Raw genomic sequence first — 24,539 nt, 5'->3', positions numbered from 1 at the left:
GCGAGCATAAGGATAAAATGATGCAGGTTTCAAGGCGTTCACAGGTTGATCCCTTTATTGTTATGGATGTGATGGAGGCCGCGACGCAAGCGGAGGCGAATGGGCGTCATATTATCCATATGGAGGTCGGCCAACCGGGGACGCCAGCCCCTGCGGGGGCGCGCGCGGCTTTAGCGGCTGCGATGGAAGAGAGCCCGCTTGGATATACATCGGCGCTTGGGCTTCTGGCGTTGCGCGAAGGAATCGCGGCGTTGTATCAGAAGTGGTACGGGGTGACGGTTTCGCCTGCGCGGATCGTCGTGACATCGGGCTCGTCGGCGGGGTTTTTGCTGGCGTTTACCGCGCTTTTTGATGCCGGAGATCGGGTGGGGTTGGGCTTGCCGGGCTATCCATCGTATCGCCAGATATTGCGGGCTTTGAGTCTGACGGACGTTGGCTTTGAAACCTCCGAGGCCAACCGTTTTCAACCAGTTCCTGATGATCTTGTGGGGCGGGACCTCAAGGGGTTGATCGTGGCCAGCCCGTCTAATCCGAGTGGTACCATCCTATCGCGCGCAGCATTGGCGGCGTTGATCGAAAGCTGTTCCGCCACTGAGACCGCCTTTATATCGGACGAAATTTACCACGGGATTCACCATGGAGAGCGAGCGGTTTCGGCGCTTGAGTTGAGCGATGATGTTTACGTTATCAACTCGTTTTCCAAGTATTTCTCGATGACGGGGTGGCGCATCGGCTGGATGGTTGTGCCGCAAGATCATGTGCGCACGGTGGAACGTTTGGCGCAGAATATGTTCATTTGCGCCCCGCATGCGGCGCAGATTGCAGCGCTTGGCGCGTTGGGATGTGACGCGGAACTTGACGCAAACCTTGAGGTCTATTCGGCCAATCGCGCGCTGATGTTGGAGGAACTACCGAAGGCGGGTTTCACGCGGTTTGCGCCGCCAGATGGCGCGTTTTATATCTATGCAGAGGTGAGCGAGTTTACCGAAAACAGCCTCGCGTTTTCACAGGAAATACTGGAAAAAGCGGGGGTTTCTGTGACACCCGGGTTGGATTTTGACGCGGGACGGGGCGCGCAATGGATGCGGTTTTCCTATGCCCGCAGCACGGCGGATATCAAAGAAGGTTTGGCCCGTTTGCGCAAGTTTATGACCGAGCGAGGCCATTTGTGAGAGGGATATTCGCGACCCTGTGCGCGTTGAGTTTTGCGGGTGCGATCCACGCGCAGGAGTTCAATGCTTTGGCGCGGGTGGATGTTGAAAAATCCGCGATAATTGACACGGAGGACGGGCTGAAGGTTGATCTTTTGCTCAGCCAACCCGTGCCCTATCGCGTCTTTACCCTGACCGACCCTGCGCGCCTTGTTATTGACTTTAACGAGGTGGATTGGAGTGGCGTGGAAGCGGAGGATCTGCTTTTGGACACCCAAGTGCAGGCAGTGCATATGGGGCCGTTTTCAGCGGGATGGTCACGGATGGTTGTTGACCTTACGTCGCCTCAAGTAATTGATTTGGCTGGGCTTAAAATAGGTGAGACCCGAGATGCCCTGTTCACGGCGTTGTTGAAAAACGCGACTCCGGACGCTTTTGCCGCCGCGTCTGGCGCACCTGCGGGGGCCGCATTTTCTGTGCCGAAGGCTGTTGACTTGGCCACCCCGATCCGGCGTCAAACCGGCGAGGGCGATGTGATGATCGTGTTGGATCCGGGGCATGGCGGCATTGATCCGGGGGCGGAGCGTGGCGACGTGCGCGAGGCCGATTTGATGCTGACGTTTGCGCTTGAGTTGAAGGAAGTCTTGCTGCGCGAAGGCGGGTTTCAAGTTCAGTTGACCCGCGAAGACGATGCGTTTGTCCCTTTGGAAACGCGGGTGACAATGGCGCGGGCGGCGCGGGCGGATGTGTTCCTGTCGCTGCATGCGGATGCGCTTTCGGAAGGGCGCGCGACGGGGGCCACCGTTTATACTTTGAGTGATACGGCGAGTGACGAAGCCTCGCAAAAACTTGCGGAGCGCCACGACCGAGCGGATCTGTTGGCGGGGGTGGATTTATCGCAGCAGGACGATGTTATTGCCAATATTTTGATGGAGTTAGCCCGCACAGAGACTTCGCCGCGTGCGGATCGTTTGGCGGATGATTTGGTAATTGGGCTGCGCGAGCACCTTGGGACGATGTACAAAAAACCACGTCTTGAGGCAGGATTTTCGGTCCTTAAGGCGCCGGATATTCCGTCGGTTTTGGTGGAACTTGGCTTTATTTCCAACCCCAAGGATTTGGACCGCCTGCAAGACCCCGAATGGCGCAAAAAGGCGCAATTGGGGATTTTACAAGCGTTGCAAAACTGGACGGTAACCGATGCCGCAGAGGCGCGATTGTTGCGCCAATAGGATTAGCTGCGACGTCTGCGGGCCAACCAAACGGAATGGCCTGCGCAATCTGGGTCTTCGGGGATGAAGTCGATCACGTCAAAACCAGCCTCGTCAAAAAGGGTGCGATAGGCCGCAGGCGCGAGGCTTGCGTGGTAAACGGACGCGCCGCCGTCGATTTCGCCAATCGCTTCGCCTTCCGCATGGCCTGTTGTGAGGATAACTGGCGCACCGGGGCTGGCGTGGGCGGCGAAAACGGGGAACATATTGCGTTGGTCATCGGGGCTGAGGTGGAAAAAACTGTTCCACGCCAAAATACCGTCAAACTTTTTGCCAAGGTCCAAACCGCGCATGTCGGCATGGATAACCGTTTGTTCCGGCAAGTTTTTAGCGAAGAGTTTCACCATCGTTGCAGCACCATCGACACCCGTGATGTCGCGATTACGCTCGCTTAGATAGGTGGCGATGGGTTGGCCTGAGCCACAGCCCAAGTCCAGCAACTCGCGGCCCGTCGTGTATCGTAAAAAACGATCCAGCCATGGGCGCTCAAAGAGGCTACGACCGCGATTTGCGGCAAAACCGGCCCCGTGGGCCTCATACGTCGGGAGGATATCATCTGGATGCATCCGCAATCTTTGGCGGGGTCAGCGACAATTTGCAATGGGCGAAATTCATTGTGTTAAAAGATGGCGGCAAGTTGCCGAACCCTTTTGACCCTCCTCTGCGCGCCCTATATAGAGTTGAGTGAACTAAGAGGTGGCACAGAATGATCCGGGCAGTTTTTTCCCTTTTTGGCGGGCTTTTTGCATTCGTCTTGAATGCTCTATTTATGGGCGCGTTTTTGATCGGCGGGTTGTTTCTGTTGTTCTCTCAGGACTTGCCTGACCATGAAACGTTGAGCGTTTACCGCCCCGCAACGATCAGCCGCGTCTATGCGGGTTCGGGGCGCATTATGGACGAATTCGCCAAAGAACGCCGGATTTATGCGCCAATCGAAGAGATTCCCGATGTGGTGAAAGCGGCGTTTGTGTCGGCCGAGGATAAAAACTTTTACACCCACCGTGGCTATGACGTGCGCGGGATTGCCGCCGTGATTGTTGAGGCCATTGAATCTAAGGGCGCGAACGTGCGCGGGGCGTCAACGATTCCCCAGCAAGTTGCCAAAATCAGCTTTTTGGATGGGGGCCGTCGGGCCGAACGTAAAATTCAGGAGATCATTTTGGCCAATCGCATGGTCAAATCACTGGATCGTGATCATATTCTAGAAATCTATCTGAACGAAATTTTCTTGGGTCAAAACAGCTATGGCGTTGCGGCGGCGGCACAGACTTATTTCAACAAAAACTTGTCCGAGCTTGACCCCGAAGAGGCGGCCTATTTGGCGGTTCTGCCAAAGGCACCTTCGGATTATCACCCCGTTCGCCAGCTTGATCGGGCAATGATCCGGCGCGACTATGTTTTGAAAGAAATGCATGAAAACGGGTATTTAGATGACGCCGAGTATGAAATTGCCGTGTCCCAACCTTTGCGCACGGTGCAAAGCGGCGATTTTGACAGCTTCAAATCTACCTTGCCAGAGCGGGACTATTTCTCGGATGAAATTCGCCGCCAATTGAGCCGTGATTTTGGCGAAGACGAGTTTTTCTCGGGCGGGTTGACCGTTCGGGCGACCGTGGATCAAGAATTGCAAGTCGAGGCAGCGTTGGCGTTGCAAAACGGGCTTGAGGCCTTTGACCGCTCGCGCGGAATTTGGCGCGGGACGGGGAAAACGCTTCCCGCGGAGGCCTTGGTTGACGACGCGACTTGGCGCACGGCGCTTGCCGACTTAAAGACGGCCCGTGATATCGAAGGCTGGCATGTCGCGGTTGTTTTGGAACTTGGAGACACGTCGGCGCGGATCGGGATCGAAGGCGTTGAGGATGATGCCGACGGGCACTGGATTCCTGCCGAGGATGTGAAATGGGCGCGGCCCCTGCTTGAGGGCAATGCGCGCGCCAGAAACGCGAGCAAAGCGTCCGATTTGTTGGATGTGGGCGACGTGGTTTATGTGCGCGCGATGACCAAAGACAGCGACGGGAGTTTCATCCGCTGGACCCTGCGCCAAATCCCGCAAGTGCAGGGCGGCTTCATGGCGATGGACGTGAACACAGGGCGCGTTATTGCAATGCAGGGAGGGTTTTCCTATCAGGATTCGGTGTTCAATCGCGCCACCCAAGCCGATCGCCAACCGGGGTCTTCGTTCAAACCATTTGTCTATGCGGCGGCGCTTGATAGTGGCTATTCGCCCGCAACGATTGTGATCGACGCGCCGATTGTAGTGAATACGGGTGCGGGTATTTGGGCCCCGAAAAACTCGAGCAATAAGTTTTATGGTCCCGCGCCGTTGCGTACGGGGATTGAGCAATCGCGGAACCTGATGACCGTGCGTTTGGCGCAGGAAATCGGCATGGAAACCGTCGCCGCCTATGCGGAACGGTTCGGGGTTTATGACCACATGAACGCGTTTTTGGCAAACTCTTTGGGGGCTGAGGAAACGACGCTTTTCAAGATGGTTGCGGCCTATGCGATGTTTGCCAATGGCGGCGAACGGGTAGAGCCGACGCTGGTTGACCGCGTGCAGGACCGCTGGGGCAACACGGTTTATCGCCACGATCAGCGGACCTGTAGTGATTGTCGTGTTGCCAGTCTAGAGCCAGGATTGGCGCCAGTGATTAGCTCCGGGCGCGAGCGCGTCATGGACCCGATTACCGCCTATCAGTTGACCTCGATGATGCAGGGCGTGGTGCAGCGCGGAACGGCGGCGGGGCGGGTGACTTTGGACGTGCCAGTGGCGGGTAAAACCGGCACAACCAACGACAGCAAGGACGCTTGGTTTATTGGGTTCACCAGCAATATCGTGGCGGGATGTTACATCGGATATGACCGTCCGCGCAGCTTGGCGCCGAACGGATATGGCGGCACATTATGTGGCCCCGTGTTCACCCAGTTCATGAAAAAAGCCACTGAAAAATATGGCGGCGGGAAGTTTAAAGTCCCACCGGGCGGCCACTTTATCAAAATCGATCGCTACTCTGGCGCGCGTTTGGACAACTCTGCTTCTGGCGCAAATGTGGTTGCTGAGTATTTCCGCGACGGCGAAGAGCCGTTGTTTGGTGTGGCGTTTGACGGCGGATTTGCCATGGGCAGCGACTTGCCGATGTTTGACGACGTTGGGCAAGACGAGCAAACCACCACCACCACCACCTCGACGGGCGATACGGTTACTTTCGGGAAAAAAGCCACCTTTGGAACCATTTCAAGCGGCGGCGAGTATTAACACACGCGCAGGGGCAGGCGGAGCAAGCGCCCTTGTTTCACCGCGCGCCGTTTGATACCACCACCCACAAAACCTCTCATCCAAAGGATGCATCATGCGGGCCGAAGTCCAAAACTCTGTTGCTGCGATCGAAAAATCTCTTGACCTGTTGAAACAACGGTTGGGATGGGAAACATCCGCGCATCGGTTGGAGGAATTTAACGCACGCACCGAGGACCCCGAACTTTGGAACGATCCCGCTGCGGCGCAAAAACTGATGCGGGATCGTCAGATGTTGATCGACGCTTTGGCGACGTTTGACGGCATAAAACAGGAGTTGTCGGACGGTATCGAGTTGATCGAAATGGGCGAGGCGGAAGAGGACTTGGAGGTCGTGAAGGAGGCCGAAGACGGCTTGTTCGCGCTTGAGAAAGTGGCCGCCCAGAAGGAGCTTGAAGCGCTCTTGGATGGCGAGGCCGATGGCAACGATACCTTCCTTGAGATCAACTCTGGCGCAGGCGGCACCGAGAGCTGTGATTGGGCCAATATGTTGGCGCGGATGTATGTGCGTTGGGCCGAGAAGAAGGGCTACAAGGTTGAGCTGCAAAGTGAGACGGCAGGCGAGGAAGCGGGCATTAAATCCGCGGCCTATAAGATCACCGGCGTGAATGCTTATGGCTGGCTGAAGTCCGAAAGCGGCGTGCATCGGTTGGTGCGGATTTCGCCGTTTGATAGTGCTGCCAAACGGCACACGTCGTTTACCTCGATCAAGGTTTATCCCGTGGTGGATGACAACATCGAGATTGAGGTAAACCCTGCCGATATTCGCATTGATACTTATCGCTCGTCAGGGGCAGGCGGGCAGCACGTTAATACGACGGACTCCGCCGTTCGGATCACCCACGCGCCCACGGGGATTGTGGTGACGAGCTCGGAGAAATCCCAACACCAGAACCGTGAAATCGCGATGAAGGCGTTGAAATCGCGGCTGTATCAAATGGAGTTGGATAAGCGCAGCGCGCTGGTGAACGAAGCGCATGAAAGTGCGGGCGACGCGGGCTGGGGCAATCAAATCCGCAGCTATGTATTGCAGCCGTATCAGATGGTCAAAGACCTGCGCACGAATTATGAGACCAGCGACACCAAGGGTGTTTTGGACGGCGATTTGGACGGGTTTATGGCCGCAACCTTGGCGTTGAATGTGGCGGGAAAATCGCGTTCAGAGGCACAGGGCGACTAGGCTTTTCGGCCATTAGATATGTAAAAGGCCGCCCAATCAGGCGGCCTTTGTTGTTTGGAAGTTTTGTGGCTTAAGCAGGTTTAGCGGCTGGAATAGCGGGGGTTGTTGGAGCCGCAATCGCTTTTTGCGCTGAGCCTGTTGACAAAGGATCGTCCTGACGTTGAACGGAGCCTTCAAAATGCGCGCCGCTTTCGATGGCGATGGTTTTGTGAATGATGTCGCCTTCAACGCGCGCCGTGGAGGTAAGGCGGACTTTCAAGCCACGCACACGGCCAACAACGCGGCCATTAACCACAACGTCATCCGCAACAACTTCGCCGCGCACGGTGGCCCCTTCGCCAACGGTCAGCAAATGAGCACGAATGTCGCCATCAATGACGCCTTCGATTTGGATATCGCCTGTGGTGCGCAGATTGCCTGTGATTGTGAGGTCAGACGACAGAACAGACGCAGGCGGCTTTGGTTTTGGGGCAGATGGCTTGAATTCGCCTGTTGGCTTCTGAGTGGAAGCATCCAGATTTAAAGTTTCGGGTTCACCAGCTTTTTTTGGGGCCGGATCATTGATTCTGCTTTTAGAAAACATCACTTGCTGCCTTGATAAATTTCATCGGGTTAACAGGCTTTCCGCCAACGTGTACTTCGTAATGAAGATGCGTTCCGGTCGACCGTCCTGTACTCCCCATAGCACCTAATTGGTCGCCGCGCGAGACCCTTTGGCCCTTAGAAACGTTGATTTTGGACATATGGGCGTAGTAGGTGACGATGCCAAACTCGTGTTGGACCTTGACCAATTTGCCAAAGCCCGAGAGCCAGCCTGCGGAAATCACCACACCATCGCCGGTGGTATAGATCGGTGTGCCATAGGAAGCGGCGAAATCGGTGCCGTTATGCATGCGACCCCAACGTGGGCCAAAACCGGAGGTAAACCGGAACGCCGATTTGAGGGGCAGGGCGAAGGGGGCTTTTGTGGCGGCGATCCGGTAGATATTGATGTCGTCCATGGAGCGCAAAATCGTATTGGCGCGCAGGCTGTCCGCGTCGGGACGTTCGCCTTTGGTCGAGAAAGTGAGGGGCGTTAGTGGCCCGCCTTGCCCAGTATAGCCGGAGCGAATTTGATCAATCATGCGATCAGGAGACAGGCCCGCGTCGCGAAACATTTTGTCCATTGGCGCAAGCGACACAGAAACGGCATCTTCAAGCTGGCTGAAAATTTTGTCATTACGCTGTTGGGTCAGGAGGGCTTCGAATTCCAAATCCTCGATGGTTGCCTGCGCCGTGGATGCGGACACCACGATCTCGTCGCGCTCATCTGCGGCATCATCAAGGGCGGCGGTTAAGAAATCGACGGTGCCTGTGATGTCTTCAAGCGCGCCTTCGGAGGGGGTAAACGCCTCGCCTTCGGCCAACTTAAGGTTTAAGTCTTCGGTCTCACGACGCGCGTTATCGCGTTCATGGATCGCGGTGCGCAGGGTCGTTTGAATGACATCAACACCGGTTTCAAGCTCAAGACGGCGGTCCTCAAGAGCGAGGAGTTCCGACTGCATTGTGGAGATCTGATCGAGCGCCGCGCTAAAACGGTTTTGCGCATCAAGGGCGTCTTGGGTGCGGCTGTCGCGTTCTTGGGAAAGGGCATTGAGGCGGGCCTCATAGAGGTACTGTTCACGATCAGCTTGGTCGCGAACCGACCCAGAGCCGATACTATTCATAAAGAGAACTGAGGACGCGATGATCGTCCAGGCGATCACACTCGCCGACCCAAGAAGGGCCACAGCTTGGGTCGTTGGCGAGAGCCGGACAAACCGTGTTTCAGTGTCAGATTTTAGGAAAAGCCGCCGTTCGGGAAGCCTTTTTTCAAATGCTGAATTAATCTTGGATGATAGACGTGCTCGCAAAACGAAATCCTGTAACTGCCCCATAAGTGTGACGTGTCATTTTCCCCAAATCGGCGTCACCTGAGTGGGTTAACTGTTCGTACCCTCTGGATCAAGATTTTTTGCTATATCTGGTTTAGAAGACTGAAAAAACGGCGAAATTTCGCCTATTTTGTGGGCGCCAATGCCTAGATTTAAGCGTCGTTAATCTCTGTTAACGGCCAATAGAAATCCGGTGGAATACCCGCTTCGGCCCGTTTTTCTTCGTTAAATGGGGGACGTAGGGTCGAATGGAAGTATTTGCGCACGAGGGTATGGAAGACTGGTTTCGGGTCGAGGTTGTGGCGCCCGCAGAGGAAGTGAAACCATTTGCTGCCGTAGGCCACATGGCCAACTTCTTCGCCATAGATAACTTCTAGCGCCTCAATGGTTTGCGTGTCTTTGGCCTGTTTGAATATTTTGATCATGCCGGGCGTGACATCAAGGCCACGGGCCTCCAACACCATGGGCACAACGGCCAGACGGCCCATCAAATCCTCCGCGGTATCCTCGGCGGCTTGCCACATGCCAGCGTGGGCAGGCAGGGCGCCATAGTGGCTTCCGTGCGCTTCAAGACAGTCGGCCATCAGGTTGAAATGTTTAGATTCTTCGTCTGCGGCCTTGACCCAATCATCGTAGTATCCATCGGGCATTTCAACGTGGCCAAAGCGGGCCAGCAGGTCCCAATGAAGATCGACGGCGTTGAGTTCGATATGGGCAACCGCATGTAGAATCGCGATCCGCCCCTCGGGGGTTCCGGGCTTGCGCCGTGGCACATCGCGGGGATTAAGAAGCGCAGGTTCGCTCGGGCGCGCAGGGTGCATGGGGGGATTTGCGGTGCCGGTTTCAGGCGCATTTCCCGCAAGGCGCGCCGCAGCCCATTCGGCAGCATAGCGGCGGGACAGCGCGGTTTTTGCGCGCCCATCGGCGGTGCTTAGAACGTCGGTGGCCATTTCAGCGAGAGTTTTGCTCATCCGTTAACCTCGGTTAACACGGCGTCCAAAACCTCTTGCGCGTGGTCCGGCACCTTAACTTTGCGCCATTCGCGTAGAATTTTTCCAGTACCTGAAATTAAGAAGGTGCTGCGCTCAATGCCCCAGAACACCTTACCATACATGGATTTTTCGCGCCAAACGCCATAATCTTGGCACATCTGCGTGTCTTCATCACAGATCAAAGGAACAGAGAGCGATTGTTTGGAGATAAAGTTTTCATGCTTTTTTAGGCTGTCTGCGGAAACGCCGAATACCTGTACACCCGCGGCCTCAAATTGAGGGAGAAGCGACGTGAAATCAATGGCTTCTATGGTGCATCCTGCGGTACTATCGCGGGGATAGAAGAATAGAACAACAGGGCTTGGGCGCAGTTCTGATAGGGTGACTTCGCCTTGCTGGGTTGCGGAAACGAAGGGTTTCGTGAAGTCAGGGGCGTTGGTCATTGCGAGGGGGCTATTTTGCATTTCTTGTCTCCAAAGGGAATCGTCCCTGTTGTAACCTGTTTTGCGGCAAGGTAAAATTCGTGAAACGAGCGGGCGTTAACCTTGGTTAATTGCCGCCACATGAGGGTAGTGCGATCAAAGAAACGAAACAACGACGTCCCCTTAAAAAGCATCACAAAATCGGGTTGGCCACGCTCCTGATGATCTTTGCTGCCGTCGCTATGACGTTTGGGCTGACATTTTGGGCGTTGAAGCGCGGGATAAACGCCCCCGTTTGGATGATCGAACAGCTTGAAACCCGTCTGAATGCGAATGTTATTCAAGGGGTTGTGGCGGTGGGCGGCGTCCGTGTGGAACTGCTGGACGGGTTGGCGCCCGATATTGTTTTTACCGATGTGGTCTACCTCACAGAGGACGGCCGTCCGATGGCGCAAGTTGATCGCGTGCACGCGGTTTTTGCCGAGTCGCCGATGTTTTCGCCCGAGTTGCTCCCGCGCCGCGTCGCGCTTTCTGGGGCGAAGGTTGTTTTGCGACGGGACCGCAATGGCGCGTTCAACCTTCAGTTTGGGGGCGAGAATGCCTTTGCCGCATCGGGCGATTTTAAGGACGTCATTCGCGAGCTTAAGTCTTTGTTTGAATTTCCATTTTTGTCAGAAGTGGAAGATGTTTCGGTCAAGGATTTCGACTTTGAATTGGTGGATGATTTTAGCGGTAGAACGTGGAATGTGAGCGAAGCCGCGCTGGTTATGAACCTTGCAGGCGGGCAAATTGACATCATTTCCAGCCTAGCGATTGCGCGCGAAAATAGCGCGCCTGCAACGATGGCATTCTCGCTTTCTGCGCCCAAATCTGGTTTGGCTGCCCAAGCGATGATCAATGTTCAAAACGTGCGGGCGCGCGATGTGGCGTTGCAATCGCCTGCGCTGTCGTGGCTTGGCGTTTTGGAAGCGCCGATTTCTGGAGCGTTGCGGACGGAACTTTTGGATGATGGTTCGCTTGGTGATTTGAACGGCACTTTGGAAATTGGCGCGGGCGCATTACAGCCAACTCCGACCGCGCATCCCATCCCCTTTAGCGAGGCAAAAGCATACTTCTCCTATGACCCAAAGCGGGCCAAAATCAGTTTTGATCTCTTGCAAGCGAAGAGTGATGCGGGGGAAGTTTTGGCCGAGGGGTTTTCCTATTTGCAGGATTGGGACGGCGCGCGACCAGGCGCGATGGTTACGCAATTGCAGTTTTCAAAAGTGGTCGCCAATCCGGGAAATCTGATGCCGGAACCTGCGGTTTTTGACGGTGGCGCGCTTGATTTCCGCCTAAAACTTGATCCGTTTGTCGCAACCATTGGACAGCTTTCCCTGACCACAGACGCGCGGAAATTCCTGTTTGATGGCGAGATTTCAGCTCCCGAAGGCGACTGGGACGTGCGGGTAAACACGCGTCTGAATACGATCGATCACGACAGCCTATTGGCGCTTTGGCCCGTTAAGGTCGCGCCGCGCACGCGGAAATGGCTCATGGAAAACGTCACGGGGGGACTGATTTACAACGTGGTCGCGGCCATTCGTAAAACGCCGGGAGAGCAGCTTCGCGCATCGCTTGGCTATGAGTTTTCCGACGCCACTGTGCGTTATTTGAAAACCTTTCCGCCCGTAAAAGGCGGGAATGGTTATGTCTCACTGACCGGCAAGACGATGACGATTGCCGTCAACGAGGGGCATGTTTTGGTGCCCAATGCGGGAAGTCTTGATGTGGCGGGCACGGTCATTTCGATGCCTGACGTGACCCTGCGCCCCGCGCCGATGGAAATTGAAATGCTGGCCCGCGGAGAGATTTCGACGGCGCTGTCGCTGTTGGATCTGGAGCCGTTTCGCTTTGTGAGTAAATCCGGCCAGAACGTTGAAATCGCGCAAGGAACGGCGGATATCTTGGCGAAGTTCAGCTTTGATATCGTCAAGAAAGTGCAGCTCAAAGACGTGACTTATGATGTGACGGGCAAGCTGCTTGATGTGACGTCGACCCGTATTGTACCGTCGAAAATATTGACGTCAGAGCAGTTGGATTTGCACGTGACGCCAGAGTCGCTTCGCATTTCGGGGCCGGGACGGATTGGGACGGAAACCGACAAAGTTGCCTTTAATGTGGTGTGGGAGCAGCTTTTTGGCCCTGAGCATAAAGGGAACTCCAAGGTTACCGGAGACATCGAAATTTCGCAGGAATTTGTGCGCGCGTTTGGCCTTGGCTTGCCGAGGAACATGCTCTCGGGGGCGGGGATTGCGCAGATTGAAATCGACATGCAAAAAGACACGCCGCCGCGCTTTTCTATGACCTCTGATTTAAATCGCTTGGGGATCAGTTTGCCCGAAATTGGCTGGAGTAATCCCAAGAATTCAACGGGGACACTTGCGGTTTCTGGCGTGCTGGGCAGCCCCGCACAGGTTGAGTCCCTTGAGCTTACGGCCAGTGGCCTGACGGCGAGGGGCAAGATCGAAATGTCGCCGAATGGCGGGTTGAAAAGCGCGCGGTTTGATAAGGTGCGCCTTGGAAAAGGGTTGGATGTCGGAGTTAACGTTGTTGGGCGCGGGGCTGGGCGAAAGCCCGAAATTAGCGTTGTAAACGGGACCGTTGATCTACGTAGCTTCAAGCTTCCCTCGGGAAGTGGCGGCGGGAGTGGTGGGGCGGCGACGCCGTTGACGCTGCGACTTGATCGTCTGGTTTTGTCGAACACCCTTTCGTTGACCGATTTTAAGGGCGATTTTTCGACCGGATCGGGAATCACGGGGAAATACACGGGTTTGGTGAATGGTCAGGCGGCGGTTTCGGGGACGCTTGCACCGTCTGGAAGCGGAACGGCCATTCGGATGCGCTCCTCGGATGCGGGGGCGGTATTGCGCGCGGCGGGCCTTTATAAAAATGGGCATTCGGGGGCGATGGATTTGGTTTTGGCTCCGCGCGGGCCTGCGGGGCATTATTCGGGCCGCCTTGTTGCGAATGATTTGCGCATCCGGAATGCACCGGGGATGGCGTCGCTGCTTGGGGCGATCAGTGTTGTTGGGTTGCTGGACCAGTTGGAGGACTCCGGACTGCTGTTCAATGAGGTTGTCGCGGAATTTGTCCTGACACCAGAACGGCTTACCCTTATGAAAAGCAGCGCGGTTGGCGCCTCAATGGGCATTTCTTTGTCGGGGGCGTATGAATTCGGCTCTCAACGCATTGCCATGAAGGGCGTGTTAAGTCCTCTCTATGTGCTCAATGGGATTGGGTCTATTTTCACTCAAAAAGGCGAGGGGCTCTTTGGCTTCAATTTCGCAATGACGGGGACGGCAACCGCGCCCAAAATCAGCGTAAATCCGTTCTCTATCCTGACGCCGGGGATGTTTCGCGATATTTTCAACGGACCGCCACCTGAGGCTGAGTAGGTCGGCGCGTGATTTTGCTGGGCAATCCGATATCAAGGTAGTAAACCGCGCAATTCCAAAGCTGGGGATCGTGATGAAACTGTCTGATTTTGATTTTGACCTTCCCGAAGATCGCATTGCGGTGCGCCCTGCGGTGCCGCGCGAGGCTGCACGCCTTTTGGTGGCGCAAGGGACGGGTATTACTGATTTGCATGTCGCGGATTTGCTCGATCAATTTCGCGCAGGGGACCGTCTGGTTTTGAATGATACCAAGGTAATTCCTGCACGCTTGTTTGGCACGCGCGCGCGCGATGGGGTCGAGGGGCTGACGCAGGCAAAAATCGACGTGACCCTGCTTGCACCACGCGGTGATGGCAATTGGTTGGCACTGGTTAAGCCGTTGAGAAAGATCAAAGAAGACGAGACCGTTGTGTTCACGGACGGACTTTCGGCACGCCTGATTGCCAAGGAAGATGGCGCGGCGATTTTGGCGTTTAACCTTGAAGGAAGCGCGTTTGATGAGGCGTTAGAGGCCGCTGGCGCGATGCCTTTGCCGCCCTATATTGCCGCGAAACGCCCCGCCGATGCGCAGGATCACGTGGATTATCAAACGGTTTTTGCCCGTCATAAGGGGGCTGTTGCCGCGCCGACTGCGTCGCTGCATTTAACGACAGAGATGCTGGAGGCGCTGGCGAAAAAGGGTGTGGATGTAACCTATGTGACGTTGCACGTTGGCGCAGGCACGTTTTTACCCGTGAAAGTTGACGATATTTCCGATCATAAAATGCACGCGGAATGGGGCGAAGTGACAGTGCAAGCGGTGGCGGAAATTGCGGCCACCAAGGCGGCGGGGCATCGGGTTATTCCCGTAGGCACCACGGCATTGCGATTGATCGAAACCGCGGCACGCGCGGGCGAACTTGCGCCTTGGGTGGGGCCGACCGATATATTCATCACGCCCGGATTCAAGTTTCGTGTGGCGGATGGGTTGATGACGAATTTCCACCTGCCGAAATCGACTTTGATGATGTTGGTGTCAGCGTTTTTAACCCCCGAAGCCATTCGTGATATCTATGAGCATGCAATCGCCGAGGGGTATCGCTTTTTCTCCTATGGTGACAGTTCGCTCTTGTGGCGCTGACGTTTCTCAACGAAGACGGATGCTTCATAGTTCGGCCATTCTAGACACTCTAATGTCGTTTTTGTCGCACTAACTTCATTGGCTGCACATATATGTAGCCGAGATTAGAACAGGAGAAACGCATGTTTCAAGTCTTGGGTAGTAGCTGGGCGCTGCTTTTGGGGATGATGTTGTTGATGGTCGGCAACGGTCTTCAAGGCACCCTTTTGGGCGTGCGTGGCGGGATGGAAAATTTCTCGACCTTCTCGATGTCGATTATCATGTCTGCTTATTTCCTCGGGTTCTTGGGCGGGTCAAGAATGGCACCTTGGATGATCCGTCGGGTTGGGCATGTACGGGTTTTTGCGGCCTTGGGCTCGTTTATTTCCGCGGTTTTGATCCTGTATCCAACGGTGCCACATCCTGCGGCATGGACCATCGGACGTGTGGTCATCGGTTTCTGTTTCTCGGGGGTGTATGTGACGGCGGAAAGCTGGCTCAATAATTCTGCCAGCAATGAAAATCGCGGCAAGGCGTTGAGCCTTTATATGATGGTGCAAATGTTCGGGATTGTCGCCGCGCAGGGCTTGCTCGCGTTTGGGGAGCCTTCAGGGTACATCCTTTTTGTGATCCCATCGGTGCTTGTTTCGATCTCGTTTGCGCCCATCCTTTTGTCAATTAGCCCAACCCCAGCTTTTGAGCGAACCAAGCCCTTGTCCCTATTAGCTCTGTGGAATATTTCCCCCCTTGGCTGTGTTGGCATGTTTTTGTTGGGCGGCGTCTTTGCGGCACAATTCGGGATGTCAGCGGTTTGGGGCTTTCAGGCCGGTCTAAGTATTAAAGAGATCTCGTTTTTCGTCGCTTCGGTCTATGTGGGGGCGTTGGTTTTGCAGTACCCCATTGGGTGGGTTTCCGACAAAATGGATCGTCGGCGACTCATTTTGATCGTTGCCTTTATGGGCGGAACTGCGGCGGTTTGCGGATATTTCTCCGGCGATAACTTCGTTCTATTGACCATCGCGGGCGCTTTGATCGGGGGAACTTCAAATCCGCTTTATGCGCTGCTGATCGCTTATACCAACGACTTTTTGGAGCACGAAGACATGGCCGCTGCCTCTGGCGGGCTGCTTTTTGTCAACGGAGTGGGGGCCATTTCTGGTCCGCTTATCGTGGGTTGGATCATGGGGGCGATTGGCCCGTCGGGGTATTTTGCCTATCTCGCAGTCCTGATGTTAGGCCTTTCTGCATATGCAGCTTGGCGGATGACGCGCCGTCCGAGTTCCCATTTGGAGGGCACGGGCCACTACACGCCGGTTTTCTACTCAGCAAGCCCCGTTGCGGTGGAATTAGCCCAAGAAGTGTTCATTGAGACAGCATTGCGCGAAGAAGAAGAGGCTGAACGCTCAGTATCGTAGTTTTGGCTTGCGTAATGTAGACAGGTTTGCAACGCTTGGGGCTCGGGGGACTGGTTCAAAGCAATGGAGGTTTTACCATGCTGAGCTCTGAAGAAGTACTGGCCTTTTGGCTTGACGACGTTGGCCCAGAGGGCTGGTATGCGGGTGGCGATGAGTTGGATGTGAGCATTCGTGATTTCGCCCTTGAAGCTTGGGAGTCTGCGATGAACGGCGGACTTGGGCTTTGGCTTACCTATCCGACGGGCACCTTGGCTTATGTCATTCTAACCGATCAGTTTTCGCGCAATATGTTTCGCGGAACGGCAAAGGCTTTTGCCTCGGATCGGTACGCGCATGCAGCAGCAAAACGTGCGATTGACCGCAAGTGGGATTTGAAAATTAACGAACCCGCGCGCCAGTTTATGTATATGCCCCTGATGCATTCGGAATGCCTGACTGATCAAGACCGCTGTGTGCGGTTGATGGCGGAACGGATGCCCGAAACGGGTGGCACACAATTGTTGCATGCAAAAGCACATCGTGAAGTCATTCGTCGCTTCGGCCGATTCCCATTCCGCAACCTCGCGTTGGACCGTCCAGAATTCAAACAGGAAGCAATCTTCCTTGAGCAGGGTGGTTATTCCTCGGCTGTGGAAGCGGTAAGCGCTTGATTTGACGGGGCTTTGATACAGTTAACCCTCTGCGTTTGTACGGCGCGGAGTTGGGAGTATTGATGTGTTTTGGAAAATAGTTTAGCGTTGAACTACATTTTAAAACGGAGTGACCCCACATGTCTTCTAAGTCTTTTGATATCGTTGTTATTGGCTCTGGTCCGGGTGGGTATGTCGCCGCAATCCGTGCCGCGCAACTTGGCCTCAATGTGGGACTTGTTGAACGTGAAAATCTCGGTGGGATTTGCCTGAACTGGGGCTGTATCCCGACAAAAGCTTTGCTGCGCTCAAGCGAGATTTTCCACCAAATGGAACGGGCCAAGGAATATGGCCTGTCCGCCGAGAAAATCGGCTTTGATCTTAAGGCAATCGTTAAACGCTCGCGTGGCGTGGCGGGCCAGATGGCTGCTGGCGTTAAAGGCTTGATGAAAAAGAACAAAATTACCGTTGTGATGGGCGAAGCGACGCTCTCCAAAGGTAAAGTCATCGTGAAAACCGAAGCGGGCAACGAAGAATTGGTCGCCAAAAATATTATCATTGCGACAGGCGCGCGGGCGCGTGAATTGCCAGGCTTAGAGGCCGACGGCGATCTGGTTTGGACCTACCGCCATGCCCTTGATCCGGTGCGGATGCCCAAGAAGCTTTTGGTCATTGGGTCGGGTGCGATCGGCATTGAGTTTGCAAGCTTTTACAACACGTTGGGCGCGGAAACTACGGTTGTCGAAGTGATGGATCGCGTGTTGCCCGTTGAAGATAAAGACATCTCGGCCTTTGCGAAAAAGCAATTCGTAAAGCAGGGCATGAACATCATGGAAAAAGCCATGGTCAAAAAACTTGATCGCGGAAAAGGCACCGTGACCGCCCATATTGAAGTGGGTGGCAAGATCGAGAAGCACACGTTTGATACGGTGATTTCTGCGGTTGGTATTGTTGGCAATGTTGAAAACCTTGGCCTTGAAGACGCGGGCATCAAAGTTGATCGCACCCACATCGTGACCGACGAATATTGCCGTACCGGCGTCGAGGGCGTGTTCGCGATTGGCGATGTCGCAGGCGCCCCTTGGTTGGCGCATAAAGCGAGCCACGAAGGCGTTATGGTTGCCGAATTGATCGCGGGCAAAAAAGTGCATTCGATCAAACCCGAGAGCATCGCGGGCTGTACCTATTGCCATCCACAGGTCGCCAGCGTGGGTTATACCGAAGATAAGGCAAAAGAGCTTGGCTATGACGTCAAAGTTGGCAAATTCCCATTTGTTGGCAACGGTAAAGCGGTCGCATTGGGCGAGGCGCAAGGGCTGGTAAAAACCGTATTTGATGCGAAAACGGGCGAACTTCTGGGCGCGCATATGGTTGGGGCCGAGGTGACGGAACTGATCCAAGGCTATGTCATTGGACGCACGCTTGAGACCACGGAAGAAGAATTGATGAACACGGTCTTCCCGCATCCGACCCTAAGCGAAATGATGCACGAAAGTGTGCTCGCCGCCTATGGGCGTGCCATCCATATCTAGCGAGTGGTTTAAATTTTAAAGACAAAGGGCCGGGGGATTACCTCCGGCCTTTTGAGCTTTGTGGTGCAAATCCTATGTTTTTGCGAGTTTCGTTCGCCTTCTGTTCCCAAAGCCTCTTGGAACCGGCGCAACTTTGCCCTATCTCTTAAACAAGTCTTAAGAGGTGGATCATGGCCGAGCAGAAATACATCGAAGTTCGCGGTGCGCGCGAACATAATTTGAAGTCAATTGATGTCGACATCCCACGGGATCAACTGGTTGTAATTACTGGTCTTTCTGGGTCTGGTAAGTCGAGCCTCGCCTTTGATACGGTCTATGCTGAAGGGCAGCGCCGCTATGTCGAATCGCTCTCGGCCTATGCGCGGCAGTTCCTTGATATGATGGAAAAACCGGATGTGGATCACATTTCCGGACTGTCCCCCGCTATTTCCATTGAGCAAAAGACCACAAGTAAAAATCCGCGCTCCACTGTCGGGACCGTGACGGAAATTTACGACTATATGCGCCTGCTCTTTGCGCGCGCTGGGACACCGTATTCTCCGGCAACTGGCCTGCCGATTGAAGCACAGCAAGTGCAAGATATGGTCGACCGTGTGATGACCATGGAAGAGGGCACGCGCGGCTATCTTTTGGCACCGATTGTGCGGGACCGTAAAGGCGAATATCGCAAAGAATTCCTCGACTTACGCAAGCAGGGCTTTCAACGCGTAAAGGTTGACGGCGAATTTTATGAACTCGATGAGCCCCCCAAACTGGACAAAAAATATCGCCATGATATCGATGTGGTTGTCGACCGTTTGGTCGTGCGCGAAGGCATGGAAACCCGACTCGCAGACAGCCTGCGCACGGCCCTTGATTTGGCCGACGGCATTGCCATTTTGGAAACCGTTCCTGCCGAGGGGCTGGAACCCGAGCGCCACACCTTTAGCGAGAAATTCGCCTGTCCCGTGTCGGGATTCACCATTCCCGAGATTGAACCACGGTTGTTTTCGTTCAACACACCGTTTGGGGCCTGTCCGACCTGTGACGGGTTGGGGATGGAGCTGTTTTTTGACGAACGTTTGGTGGTGCCTGATAGTACATTGAAGGTTTACGACGGCGCACTTGCCCCTTGGCGCAAAGGGAAGTCGCCCTATTTCCTTCAAACGATCGAGGCCATCGCCAAACACTACGAGTTTGACAAAAATATCGCATGGAAGAACCTGCCTGAGAAGGCGCAGCAGGTGTTTTTATTCGGCTCTGGCAAAGAGGAAATCCCCTTCCGCTATGACGAAGGTGGTCGCGTTTATGAAGTTACCCGCACATTTGAGGGCGTGATTCCGAATATGGAACGGCGCTATCGCGAAACGGATTCCAACTGGATTCGCGAAGAATTTGAACGCTATCAAAACAATCGACCTTGTGGGGCATGCGGGGGATTCCGCCTGCGGGAAGAGGCTCTGGCGGTTAAAATCGGGGGCGCGCACATTGGGCAGGTCGTTCAGATGTCGATCCGCGAGGCCTTTGCATGGTGTGAGGACGTTCCCGCGTCCCTTTCGAAGCAGAAAAACGAGATCGCACGGGCGATCTTGAAGGAAGTGCGCGAACGGCTTGGGTTTCTCAACAATGTTGGGCTGGATTACCTCACTTTGAGCCGCAATTCCGGCACGTTAAGTGGCGGGGAAAGCCAGCGTATTCGCCTTGCCAGTCAGATCGGAAGTGGGTTGACTGGGGTGCTTTATGTGTTGGATGAACCCTCCATTGGGCTGCATCAGCGCGACAACGGGCGCTTGCTAACGACGCTTAAAAACCTGCGAGATCAAGGGAATACCGTGATTGTCGTCGAGCACGACGAGGAGGCGGTACGCGAGGCCGATTACGTGTTCGATATTGGTCCTGGGGCGGGGATTCACGGCGGTCGTGTTGTGGCCGAAGGGACGCCTGCGGAGATCATCGCCAACGCAGCCTCTCTGACAGGGCAGTATCTTTCGGGAACGCGCGAAATTCCAATTCCAGCAGTCCGACGCAAGGGAAGTGGCAAGAAAATTAAGGTCGTTAAGGCCACGGGGAACAACCTCAAAAGTGTGACAGCCGAGTTCCCGTTGGGAATGTTTGTCTGTGTCACCGGCGTGTCGGGCGGCGGTAAATCGACACTGACGATCGAGACCTTGTTCAAGACGGCCAGCATGCGTTTGAATGGCGCGCGCCAGACGCCCGCACCTTGTGAAACGATCCAAGGGTTGGAGCATTTGGATAAGGTGATCGACATTGATCAACGGGCAATTGGCCGTACGCCGCGCTCAAATCCGGCGACTTATACGGGGGCGTTTACGCCGATCCGCGATTGGTTTGCGGGGCTGCCCGAGTCGAAAACACGTGGGTATAAGCCGGGACGGTTTAGCTTTAACGTGAAGGGTGGACGTTGTGAGGCCTGTCAGGGGGACGGGTTGATCAAGATCGAGATGCACTTTTTGCCCGATGTTTACGTCACCTGCGAGACCTGTCAGGGCGCGCGGTATAATCGCGAAACGCTGGAAGTTAAGTTTAAAGGCAAGAGCATAGCGGACGTTCTTGATATGACGGTTGAGGACGCGCAGACGTTTTTCCAAGCGGTTCCGCCCATTCGCGACAAGATGGATGCGCTGGTGCGTGTGGGGCTGGGCTATATCAAGGTCGGCCAGCAGGCGACGACTCTTTCGGGCGGCGAGGCGCAACGGGTGAAGCTATCTAAGGAACTGGCTAAACGCTCGACGGGACGCACGCTTTATATTCTGGATGAGCCGACGACGGGACTGCATTTTGAGGACGTGCGCAAACTGCTTGAGGTGCTGCATGAGTTGGTGGATCAGGGCAATTCGGTTGTGGTGATTGAGCATAATCTCGACGTGGTGAAAACGGCGGATTACATCATTGATATCGGGCCTGAGGGCGGCGATGGCGGGGGTGAAATTGTGGCCAAGGGGACGCCGGAGAAGGTTGCCCAAGTTGAGGCGAGTTATACGGGGCAGTACCTAAAGCCGATGCTTGAAAAGCGCAAAGTTGCAGCCGAATAGGCAAGGGGCCGATGACGAGGGCATCGAGCCCTCGACATCGGCGGCGCTTAGGCGAGGTTAGCTCGTGCGGCCACGTTTTTCAAAGCGCGGCAACATAGCGGAGAAATCTTGGCCGCGACCGCCTTCATTTTCGACGAATTCCGCATAGAGCGCCTTGGCGAGGGCGCCCATCGGGGTGTCGGCGTCGATATTTTCGGCGGCTTGTTGGGAGAGGCCCAAATCCTTGAGCATCAGTTCCGCTGCAAAGCCAGGGTTATAACCGTTGTCGGCGGGGCTTTGGGGGCCAATACCAGGCGCGGGGCAATAGGTGTTCATGGACCAACTTGAGCCGGAAGAAGTACTGACCACATCGAACATTTTTTGCCGATCGAGACCCAATTTGTCAGCCATTGCAAAGGCTTCGCAGGTGGCAATCATGGTCACGCCGAGGATCATGTTGTTGCAGATTTTGGCGGATTGACCCGCGCCTGACTCGCCACAATGCACCGCTTTTTGGCCCATAATATTAAAGAGGGGGGCTACCATTGCAAAGCCCTCGTCTGTGCCGCCAGCCATGAAGGTGAGCGTGCCCGCTGAGGCACCTCCGATGCCGCCGGAGACGGGCGCATCGACGGCCAAGAGGCCTGCCACTTGGGCTTGATCGGCGACGGCGCGCGCGCTTTCGACATCCACAGTGGAGCAATCTAGAAAGCAGCTGCCTTTGGCCATGACGGGAATGATTTCCGCCGCAACAGAGCGCAGGATTGCGCCGTTGGGCAGCATGGTGATGACGACGTCAGCACCCTGAGCGGCGGCTTGCGCATTGTCAGCTTTTGCGACGCCTTCAGGGCAAGGGGTGACCAGATCAAAACCGGTAACGTCGTGGCCCGCTGCGGATAAATTGGCAGCCATGGGACCGCCCATGTTGCCTAGTCCGATAAATCCGATTTTCATAGGTTAGCCTCGCTATCTTTGGTGAATTTGTCGCGGCCCAGTGGCATCAAAAGCTGTGAAACGAGCATCGGGGGGACGGCTTGGGCGTCGGCGTGTTGCCACTTCGGGGCGTTGTCTTTGTCGATTATTCGGGCCCGCACGCCTTCGAGGAAATCGGAGTCTGTGATCGCGCGGTGGGTGAAGCGATATTCCAGTTCCAGCACGTTCCAAATTGTGTGATTGGTACGGCGCTGACGGTGGATCAGTTCGGTCGTGGCGCACATTGAGAGGGGCGAATTTCCTGCGATGATTTTGAAGGATTTCTGGGTGAATTCAGTGTCTTCGGATAAAAGGCTGCGGAGGATATCGCCCATGGTTTCGCCGCCAAAATGGGCATCGATATCGCGTGCCATCGCTTTGAATTTGCCTTCGGGGGCTGACTCAAATGCTGCCTCAACCAGTGTGTAGTCGCCGGATTCTGCGAGGCGTTCGATCAGGGCGGGCCAGTTTTTGCGCGGAATGTATCCATCGGCAAAGCCAGCGTAAATTGCGTCAGCGGGGCCCATACGTGCACCCGTTGCGCCGAGGTATTCGCCAAGGCGACCGGGGGCTTGGCCGAGGAGCCAGCTTCCGCCGACGTCAGGCACCAAACCGATGACGGATTCGGGCATGGAAATTTGGGTGGATTCGCAAACGACGCGGTGGGAGGCGTGGCAGCCAAGGCCGACGCCACCACCCATGACATAACCGTGCATGAGGCTGATCAGGGGTTTAGGGTATTCGAAAAGTTCGGCGTTTATTTGGTACTCATTGCGCCAGAAGGTTTGGGCCTTTTCGACTTGGTCGCTGGTGCCCCAGTTGTAGATTTCGGCGACGTCGCCGCCAGCACAGAAAGCCTTGTCGCCCGCAGCATCTAGAACCACCAGCGCGATACTGTCGTCCTTAGCCCATGCCCGCATGACGGGGGCGAATTCTGCGAGCATATCGGCAGAGAGGGCGTTCAAAGCTTCGGGTCGGTTCAGGGTGATGTGGCCGATTTTGCCCACCACGCGTGCATGAATGAGGCTCATGAGTTGCGCTCGGTCAGAAGGGCGCGGGCGACGATCATGCGCATAATTTCATTGGTCCCTTCGAGGATTTCATGCACGCGCAGGTCGCGCACAATTTTCTCGATGCCATAGTCGGAAAGATATCCATAGCCGCCGTGAAGTTGCAGACATTGGTTGGCGGTTTTGCTGCCTACTTCGGTTACAAACCGCTTGGCCATGGCGCAGAATTTCGTGGCATCGGGCGCGCCTTGGTCGAGTTTCCACGCGGCTTGGCGCAGGAAAATACGGGCTGCTTGCATCTCGATTTCCATGTCCGCGAGGCGAAATTGCAGGGCTTGAAATTGATCGATCGGTTTACCGAAAGCCTTGCGTTCGCCCATATATTGCAGGGTAGATGTAAGGGCAGTTTGTGCCGCCCCTAGCGAGCAGGCGGAGATGTTCAAACGACCACCATCCAGCCCTGCCATTGCATATGTGAAACCTTTGCCGCGCTCGCCAAGCAAATTTTCGGCGGGAATGTTGCAATTGTCCAACTGCACTTGGCGGGTGGGTTGGCTTCTCCAACCCATTTTTTCCTCAAGAGCACCGAAACTTAAGCCCTCGGTGCCATCCTCAACAATCATCGCCGAGATGCCTTTGGGGCCGTCACCGTCGCTGCGAGCCATCACGATATAGGCGTCGGCATAGCCACCGCCCGAAATGAAGGCTTTGGTGCCGGTGAGGGAAAATCCATCGGCGGTTTCGACCGCGCGGGTTTTGAGGGCGGCGGCGTCGGACCCTGAGGCGGGTTCGGTGAGGCAATAAGCGAACACGCGTTCCATGGAAATTGCGGAGGGGAGGTACTTTTCACGCAACGCGTCGGAGCCGAATTTGTCGATCATCGCGGCGCACATGTTGTGGATCGAGAGCATCGCAGCAACTGAGGGGCAGGCCGCCGAAAGGGCCTCAAACACCAAGGTTGCGTCGAGGCGGGACAGGCCGGTGCCGTCGTTTTCTTCGCGAACGTACAAGCCGCCAAAACCGAGTTCAGCGAGCTCGGGCCAGAGGGATTTCGGGATGTCTCCTGCGGCCTCCCATTCGCGCGCAAAAGGCGCGATGCGCTCTTGGCCAAAGGCATAGGCCATCTCAAATATTGTCGATTGCTCGTCCGTCAAAGCAAAATCCATGGGGTTTCCTCCGTACCGCTTGAATTGAACGCTTGTTTAGTTTT

The 24,539-nt window shown here is 55.3% G+C and carries 18 protein-coding genes; 10 read left to right on the top strand and 8 right to left on the bottom strand.

From position 1 onward, the window contains the following. Positions 1-20: 20 nt before the first annotated feature. Positions 21-1,172 carry a pyridoxal phosphate-dependent aminotransferase gene (locus tag AB9F29_RS13420; protein WP_369756106.1) on the top strand — a complete coding sequence of 384 codons (1,152 nt, stop codon included), beginning with the start codon at positions 21-23 and terminating at the stop codon, positions 1,170-1,172. Continuing rightward, positions 1,169-2,383 (top strand): N-acetylmuramoyl-L-alanine amidase, encoded by a 1,215-nt coding sequence (locus tag AB9F29_RS13415; RefSeq protein ID WP_369756040.1) that lies wholly within the window; start codon positions 1,169-1,171, stop codon positions 2,381-2,383. Before AB9F29_RS13420 ends, AB9F29_RS13415 begins: the two co-directional genes overlap by 4 nt. Before the next feature lie 2 nt (positions 2,384-2,385). On the opposite strand, the gene AB9F29_RS13410 is transcribed toward AB9F29_RS13415, so the two are convergent. Continuing rightward, on the bottom strand, positions 2,386-2,988 hold the full coding sequence (locus tag AB9F29_RS13410; protein WP_335584228.1) for a class I SAM-dependent methyltransferase: 603 nt from the start codon (positions 2,986-2,988) through the stop codon (positions 2,386-2,388). Positions 2,989-3,128: 140 nt separating this feature from the next. Here AB9F29_RS13410 and AB9F29_RS13405 point away from each other — a divergent pair, with 140 nt between their 5' ends. Both AB9F29_RS13405 and prfB read left to right on the top strand, forming a co-directional pair. After that, positions 3,129-5,678: a penicillin-binding protein 1A gene (locus AB9F29_RS13405; protein WP_369756039.1), complete on the top strand. Its 2,550-nt coding sequence runs from the start codon at positions 3,129-3,131 to the stop codon at positions 5,676-5,678. A gap of 94 nt (positions 5,679-5,772) precedes the next feature. After that, complete coding sequence (prfB, locus tag AB9F29_RS13400) at positions 5,773-6,897, top strand: peptide chain release factor 2 (RefSeq protein WP_369756038.1); 1,125 nt, start codon at positions 5,773-5,775, stop codon at positions 6,895-6,897. Positions 6,898-6,967: 70 nt separating this feature from the next. Here the strand turns inward: prfB and AB9F29_RS13395 are convergent, their stop codons facing one another. From AB9F29_RS13395 to AB9F29_RS13380, 4 genes are all read right to left on the bottom strand, one after another. Continuing rightward, on the bottom strand, positions 6,968-7,480 hold the full coding sequence (locus AB9F29_RS13395; RefSeq protein ID WP_039002093.1) for a polymer-forming cytoskeletal protein: 513 nt from the start codon (positions 7,478-7,480) through the stop codon (positions 6,968-6,970). Beyond that, positions 7,470-8,789: a DUF5930 domain-containing protein gene (locus tag AB9F29_RS13390; RefSeq protein WP_369756037.1), complete on the bottom strand. Its 1,320-nt coding sequence runs from the start codon at positions 8,787-8,789 to the stop codon at positions 7,470-7,472. Before AB9F29_RS13390 ends, AB9F29_RS13395 begins: the two co-directional genes overlap by 11 nt. Before the next feature lie 173 nt (positions 8,790-8,962). Then, a complete protein-coding gene (locus tag AB9F29_RS13385) occupies positions 8,963-9,781 on the bottom strand; it encodes a ferritin-like domain-containing protein (protein WP_369756036.1) in 819 nt (272 codons plus the stop codon). Beyond that, entirely contained in the window at positions 9,778-10,266 is a 489-nt protein-coding gene (locus tag AB9F29_RS13380) for a peroxiredoxin (protein ID WP_369756035.1), read from the bottom strand. The genes AB9F29_RS13385 and AB9F29_RS13380 overlap by 4 nt, the downstream gene beginning before the upstream one ends. Positions 10,267-10,445: 179 nt before the next feature. On the opposite strand from AB9F29_RS13380, the gene AB9F29_RS13375 reads away from it, so the two are divergent. From AB9F29_RS13375 to uvrA, 6 genes are all read left to right on the top strand, one after another. After that, positions 10,446-13,661 carry a hypothetical protein gene (locus tag AB9F29_RS13375; protein ID WP_369756034.1) on the top strand — a complete coding sequence of 1,072 codons (3,216 nt, stop codon included), beginning with the start codon at positions 10,446-10,448 and terminating at the stop codon, positions 13,659-13,661. Positions 13,662-13,734: 73 nt separating this feature from the next. After that, on the top strand, positions 13,735-14,781 hold the full coding sequence (gene queA / locus AB9F29_RS13370; RefSeq protein ID WP_369756033.1) for a tRNA preQ1(34) S-adenosylmethionine ribosyltransferase-isomerase QueA: 1,047 nt from the start codon (positions 13,735-13,737) through the stop codon (positions 14,779-14,781). A 122-nt stretch (positions 14,782-14,903) separates the two neighbouring features. Then, positions 14,904-16,175, top strand: coding sequence for an MFS transporter (locus AB9F29_RS13365; protein WP_039002097.1), 1,272 nt, complete (start codon positions 14,904-14,906; stop codon positions 16,173-16,175). Between the two features lie 77 nt (positions 16,176-16,252). Further along, positions 16,253-16,825, top strand: coding sequence for a DUF924 family protein (locus AB9F29_RS13360; RefSeq protein WP_369756032.1), 573 nt, complete (start codon positions 16,253-16,255; stop codon positions 16,823-16,825). Positions 16,826-16,944: 119 nt separating this feature from the next. Beyond that, positions 16,945-18,336 (top strand): dihydrolipoyl dehydrogenase, encoded by a 1,392-nt coding sequence (gene lpdA / locus AB9F29_RS13355; RefSeq protein ID WP_335584221.1) that lies wholly within the window; start codon positions 16,945-16,947, stop codon positions 18,334-18,336. A gap of 170 nt (positions 18,337-18,506) precedes the next feature. Continuing rightward, the gene (gene uvrA, locus AB9F29_RS13350) at positions 18,507-21,368 is read left to right on the top strand and encodes an excinuclease ABC subunit UvrA (protein ID WP_369756031.1); all 2,862 of its coding nucleotides are present in this window, start codon (positions 18,507-18,509) and stop codon (positions 21,366-21,368) included. A gap of 57 nt (positions 21,369-21,425) precedes the next feature. Here the strand turns inward: uvrA and mmsB are convergent, their stop codons facing one another. From mmsB to AB9F29_RS13335, 3 genes are read right to left on the bottom strand one after another with little or no spacing between them, the layout of a single operon-like run. After that, positions 21,426-22,301, bottom strand: a complete 876-nt coding sequence (mmsB, locus tag AB9F29_RS13345) for a 3-hydroxyisobutyrate dehydrogenase (protein WP_369756030.1) — start codon at positions 22,299-22,301, stop codon at positions 21,426-21,428. After that, positions 22,298-23,350, bottom strand: coding sequence for an enoyl-CoA hydratase/isomerase family protein (locus tag AB9F29_RS13340; RefSeq protein ID WP_369756029.1), 1,053 nt, complete (start codon positions 23,348-23,350; stop codon positions 22,298-22,300). The genes mmsB and AB9F29_RS13340 overlap by 4 nt, the downstream gene beginning before the upstream one ends. Beyond that, positions 23,347-24,495: an acyl-CoA dehydrogenase family protein gene (locus AB9F29_RS13335; protein WP_369756028.1), complete on the bottom strand. Its 1,149-nt coding sequence runs from the start codon at positions 24,493-24,495 to the stop codon at positions 23,347-23,349. Before AB9F29_RS13335 ends, AB9F29_RS13340 begins: the two co-directional genes overlap by 4 nt. Between the last annotated feature and the right edge of the window lie 44 nt (positions 24,496-24,539).

This window comes from Falsihalocynthiibacter sp. S25ZX9 (assembly GCF_041205405.1).
GTDB lineage: Bacteria > Pseudomonadota > Alphaproteobacteria > Rhodobacterales > Rhodobacteraceae > Falsihalocynthiibacter > Falsihalocynthiibacter arcticus.
This window is presented reverse-complemented; position numbering and strand designations above follow the sequence as displayed.

Excerpts from the sequence above, each read along its gene's own strand:
- AB9F29_RS13420 (WP_369756106.1), top strand. The coding sequence starts at position 21 with ATGCAGGTTTCAAGGCGTTCACAGGTTGATCCCTTTATTGTTATGGAT.
- AB9F29_RS13410 (WP_335584228.1), bottom strand. The coding sequence starts at position 2,988 with ATGCATCCAGATGATATCCTCCCGACGTATGAGGCCCACGGGGCCGGT.
- AB9F29_RS13405 (WP_369756039.1), top strand. The coding sequence starts at position 3,129 with ATGATCCGGGCAGTTTTTTCCCTTTTTGGCGGGCTTTTTGCATTCGTC.
- prfB (WP_369756038.1), top strand. The coding sequence starts at position 5,773 with ATGCGGGCCGAAGTCCAAAACTCTGTTGCTGCGATCGAAAAATCTCTT.
- AB9F29_RS13395 (WP_039002093.1), bottom strand. The coding sequence starts at position 7,480 with ATGTTTTCTAAAAGCAGAATCAATGATCCGGCCCCAAAAAAAGCTGGT.
- AB9F29_RS13385 (WP_369756036.1), bottom strand. The coding sequence starts at position 9,781 with ATGAGCAAAACTCTCGCTGAAATGGCCACCGACGTTCTAAGCACCGCC.
- AB9F29_RS13380 (WP_369756035.1), bottom strand. The coding sequence starts at position 10,266 with ATGCAAAATAGCCCCCTCGCAATGACCAACGCCCCTGACTTCACGAAA.
- AB9F29_RS13375 (WP_369756034.1), top strand. The coding sequence starts at position 10,446 with ATGATCTTTGCTGCCGTCGCTATGACGTTTGGGCTGACATTTTGGGCG.
- queA (WP_369756033.1), top strand. The coding sequence starts at position 13,735 with ATGAAACTGTCTGATTTTGATTTTGACCTTCCCGAAGATCGCATTGCG.
- AB9F29_RS13365 (WP_039002097.1), top strand. The coding sequence starts at position 14,904 with ATGTTTCAAGTCTTGGGTAGTAGCTGGGCGCTGCTTTTGGGGATGATG.
- AB9F29_RS13360 (WP_369756032.1), top strand. The coding sequence starts at position 16,253 with ATGCTGAGCTCTGAAGAAGTACTGGCCTTTTGGCTTGACGACGTTGGC.
- lpdA (WP_335584221.1), top strand. The coding sequence starts at position 16,945 with ATGTCTTCTAAGTCTTTTGATATCGTTGTTATTGGCTCTGGTCCGGGT.
- uvrA (WP_369756031.1), top strand. The coding sequence starts at position 18,507 with ATGGCCGAGCAGAAATACATCGAAGTTCGCGGTGCGCGCGAACATAAT.
- mmsB (WP_369756030.1), bottom strand. The coding sequence starts at position 22,301 with ATGAAAATCGGATTTATCGGACTAGGCAACATGGGCGGTCCCATGGCT.
- AB9F29_RS13340 (WP_369756029.1), bottom strand. The coding sequence starts at position 23,350 with ATGAGCCTCATTCATGCACGCGTGGTGGGCAAAATCGGCCACATCACC.
- AB9F29_RS13335 (WP_369756028.1), bottom strand. The coding sequence starts at position 24,495 with ATGGATTTTGCTTTGACGGACGAGCAATCGACAATATTTGAGATGGCC.